This window comes from Rheinheimera sp. (assembly GCF_036568245.1).
Classification (GTDB): Bacteria; Pseudomonadota; Gammaproteobacteria; order Enterobacterales; family Alteromonadaceae; genus Alishewanella.
In genome coordinates this window covers 1-3,669 of record NZ_DATCSY010000384.1, presented here as the reverse complement: position 1 = coordinate 3,669, position 3,669 = coordinate 1, and the positions used below count along the sequence as shown (strand labels likewise).

Sequence of the window (3,669 nt, the reverse complement as noted above, 5' to 3'; positions counted from 1 at the left end):
CTACGTGATGGTGCTGCCGGGCTTTTTCTGGCTGCCTCAACGTTTCCTAAATCCCGGGAAACAAGGGCACCTTTGGTCGCCGAATTAGCTAAATACCGTGAACGGTTGTCGCCAAAGTTTTATTATCTGGCAGATGCACCTGCAAAAGATGCTGACGGTAATCCGGCAATAGTGCGTTGGAGCCGTAAGACAAAACAGCAGTATGTTATGTCGGAAAAAGATGGCAAGGCGACAGGGTGGTCAGCCTGGTTTGAAAATGGCAAATGGGTTGTCACTAAAGGTTGATATTATTACAAAAAAATGGCCGCAATAGCGGCCATTTTTTTGTCTGCAAGGTATTACCATTTACGTTTAGGCGCAAACAGTTCATCCAAATCTTTGTTTTCTTTTTCTTCTTTTTTCTCTCGATCCCGAACATTACCCTCTTTCAACTGCGTTGCAATGTCTTCCAATGCCTGCATCACCTCCGACTTTCGCGTCGTGGCATAGTCATCCTGATGTGGGGTATTGGTCAGTGCTGTAAGTGCCTTTTCAAAATACTGTCTGGCAGAGCCCAGCATGTTATTTGTCCTGGCTTGATTGCCGCGCTTGATCTGGCTTTCGACATTAATGCGCAGTTGCAGTACTTCCAGGCGTTTATCTTCCTGGATCACAGTTTGCGTATCGACATTACCTCTTGCATGCTCTGCACGCAGGACAGTACGCAACTTCTTAATGCCTTTAATCATACCAATAAGTTGCTGGTCATTATCGGGCAAGGTAACGGTTTCAACGAAGCCACCACTGTCAGTACCGGAGTCGCTCAGCCGCTTCTCTGTTTCCTGTAACCGTTGTTTTATATCACGGGCGCCAGGTTCCAGTTCCACCATCGCTTTGAGTGTAAAAGCAATACGCTTTAACAGCATTTGGCTCAGAGCAGCGGATAAAGGCACATTTGCTGAGTTAACAATTAACTCTTCAGTATCTTCCAGCATGGTGCGAAGTTTACTGAACTCAGCCCGTTTCAATGTGGCTAAACGCTCTTTATGTTGCTGAATAGCACCCACTATTATCGCGATAACGACCAGCGCTACAACCAGCGTTATAATCAAGGTTAACAGCATTGAAACCTCATTCTGAACGGATTTTTATCATTCATATTAATCACAAAACAGCTGAAATAACAGCTATCTGTCTTTTCATGGTAAGGTCAGACGGAATACTCCACCTCCGAGCTCACCACCATTTGTCAGGTTAACGGTACCCCGTTCGCCTTTGTTAGTATGGGCACCGGCAATTAACTTAGCAAAAAAGATACCAAGTCCGGTATGGTTGTTTGCCAGATCAGGGGTGTTCATGTCTAAGGAATCACTATTTAGCATAAAGGTTGGAAACCCCGGGCCATCATCATGGACTTCGATGACCAGTTTTTGCTGCTGTTGGCTTATTCTCAACATAATACGACTGTTGCAGTAGCGTAATGCATTAGCGACTGCATCATTCAGTAGGTTGACGATAAGGTCGTAGTCAAAAAACCAGTATAGTTCAGCGCTCTGTTCCAGTGCTATCTGAAGTTTGCGTTGCTCGGTATAGAACTGGTTTTTCAACAAAACTTCTTCAGTGATATCAGGCAAGTAGTGCTCATCAATTTGCACTGGCAGCTGGTTTCGCTCAAAGCGATACAATGACAATAATTGCAGCAGATTAGAATTAAGCCGGTTGGCTTCGTAATTGAGGCGGGCCAGCTCATCCTGCGCACTGTCTGACAGTTGTTGCCTTTCCTGTTGTATCAGTTCGGTAGATTGAATAAGCATACATAAGGAATTTTTCATATCGTGCACGGTTGACGCCAGAACGGAAGCGAAATCAATTACCGGGGCTGTATTACTCATAGTATTTCCTTTATTCACAACAGGCATTGCGGCCGATATCGCGCCAAATCAATAATTTTTAACTACTGTTAGTTATAGCGACCAACGAATTAAAAATAAGTTGGAATATCCTGCTATATATGTATATTGAGCAATGATATGCCATTACCGGATCTGTGACACATGAAATTGCAGCAGTTGCGTTATATTGTCGAAGTGCTGAACCACAACCTGAATGTTTCTTCTACTGCTGAAAGCCTTTATACCTCTCAGCCAGGTATCAGTAAACAGGTTCGCATGCTCGAGGATGAGCTGGGTATTCAGGTGTTTGGCCGCAGTGGTAAGCACCTAACGCATGTTACGCCGGCCGGGCGCGATGTTATTGAAATTGCTCAGCAAATTCTGGCTAAGGTTGAAAGTATTAAGTCAGTAGCTAAAGAGCACACCTTACCGGATCAGGGAAAACTCAATATTGCGACAACCCACACCCAGGCCCGCTATGCGCTGCCACCGGTCATTAGTGGTTTTATGCAAAAATACCCAAAAGTGTCGCTGCATATGCACCAGGGTACGCCACAGCAAATATCAGAAGCCGCGTCACGTGGTGAAGCCGACTTCGCCATTGCCACCGAAGCACTGCACTTATATAACGATCTGGTGATGCTACCGTGCTATCACTGGAATCGCAGCGTCATCGTCAGAAAAGATCACCCACTGCTGCAGTTAGGCAGAAAAATCTCGGTGGAAGATGTTGCACAGCATCCTATAGTGACATACGTTTTCGGTTTTACCGGCCGTTCAGAACTTGACAGAGCCTTTGCTGCAAAGGGGCTTGAACCAAAAATTGTTTTCACTGCCACTGATGCTGATGTGATCAAAACCTACGTCAGGCTTGGCTTAGGTGTCGGTGTAATAGCGTCAATGGCAATGGATAAAGAACTGGATAAAGATCTGGTGGCAATAGATGCCAGTCATTTGTTTGACGCATCGACGACCAAAATTGGCTTTCGTAAAGGCGCCTTCCTTCGAACCTATATGTATGATTTTATCGAACGTTTTGCCCCCCACCTGACGAAGGATGTGGTAGAAAAAGCCAATATGCTGCGTAATCAGGAAGAAATTGATCGTATGTTTTCCCGCTTCGAACTGCCCGTAAGGTAACATTTTTACATCTTATCGCCGTTTACGTTCGGTTGAACGGCTCACCTTTGGTATTTTATTGCAAATGGTAATGATTATCAGTAATATGCCGGCTACTTTATAGCAGGTAGTACACTGATGATGACTGAATTCTGGCGTGGACCAGCATTGGCCAAAATGATGCGGGCAATTCACAGTTACAGCTCGATGCTTGTGCTGGTGTTGTTGCTGTTTTTCGCTATTACCGGTATTACGCTGAACCATCCGGATTTAATCATCAGTCAGGCGGGGCAGGTGAGCCAGCAGTCTGAGCTCGAATTACCTCCTTACTTGCAGCTTGCCGAGTTGCCTGAATCTGCTGCCGAGCAGGCTGAAATAGCCGCACAGTTTCGTGACTGGCTAAGCCAGGAGCACCAGCTAAAAGCCTCTGTGTTCAGTTATACCTTCGAAATCGATGACATGTTATTGGAGCTGGATTTTAAGCGGCCAGCCGGCTATGCCACTGTGATGGTGGATTTTTCTACCGGTATGGCAGAGCTTGATATGGAGTTCGGTGGTTATCTGGCGTTGCTTAACGATTTACATAAAGGGCGTAACGCTGGTACCAGCTGGATTTTACTCATCGATCTGACTGCAATCGCCTGCATTGTGTTTGCGCTTACTGGTTTTTATCTGATTC

4 protein-coding genes and 1 pseudogene are annotated in these 3,669 nt (G+C 45.5%); 3 read left to right on the top strand and 2 right to left on the bottom strand.

The window, feature by feature from the left end:
* A pseudogene (locus tag VIN66_RS17170) lies at window positions 1-285 on the top strand (DNA topoisomerase I subunit omega); the annotation flags it as partial.
* 53 nt (window positions 286-338) lie between these two features.
* Here VIN66_RS17170 and VIN66_RS17165 read toward each other — a convergent pair.
* Together VIN66_RS17165 and VIN66_RS17160 are read right to left on the bottom strand one after the other, a co-directional pair.
* A complete protein-coding gene (locus VIN66_RS17165) occupies window positions 339-1,103 on the bottom strand; it encodes a hypothetical protein (protein ID WP_331925121.1) in 765 nt (254 codons plus the stop codon).
* 75 nt (window positions 1,104-1,178) lie between these two features.
* On the bottom strand, window positions 1,179-1,871 hold the full coding sequence (locus tag VIN66_RS17160) for a HAMP domain-containing sensor histidine kinase (protein WP_331925120.1): 693 nt from the start codon (window positions 1,869-1,871) through the stop codon (window positions 1,179-1,181).
* Window positions 1,872-2,033: 162 nt separating this feature from the next.
* On the opposite strand from VIN66_RS17160, the gene cysB reads away from it, so the two are divergent.
* Together cysB and VIN66_RS17150 are read left to right on the top strand one after the other, a co-directional pair.
* Entirely contained in the window at window positions 2,034-3,011 is a 978-nt protein-coding gene (gene cysB, locus VIN66_RS17155) for an HTH-type transcriptional regulator CysB (protein ID WP_331925119.1), read from the top strand.
* Between the two features lie 117 nt (window positions 3,012-3,128).
* Window positions 3,129-3,669 (top strand): PepSY-associated TM helix domain-containing protein (locus VIN66_RS17150; protein WP_331925118.1); only part of this gene is annotated, 541 nt, incomplete at its 3' end.

Coding starts and splice junctions, on each gene's coding strand:
- cysB (WP_331925119.1), top strand. CDS start 2,034: ATGAAATTGCAGCAGTTGCGTTATATTGTCGAAGTGCTGAACCACAAC.
- VIN66_RS17165 (WP_331925121.1), bottom strand. CDS start 1,103: ATGCTGTTAACCTTGATTATAACGCTGGTTGTAGCGCTGGTCGTTATC.
- VIN66_RS17160 (WP_331925120.1), bottom strand. CDS start 1,871: ATGAGTAATACAGCCCCGGTAATTGATTTCGCTTCCGTTCTGGCGTCA.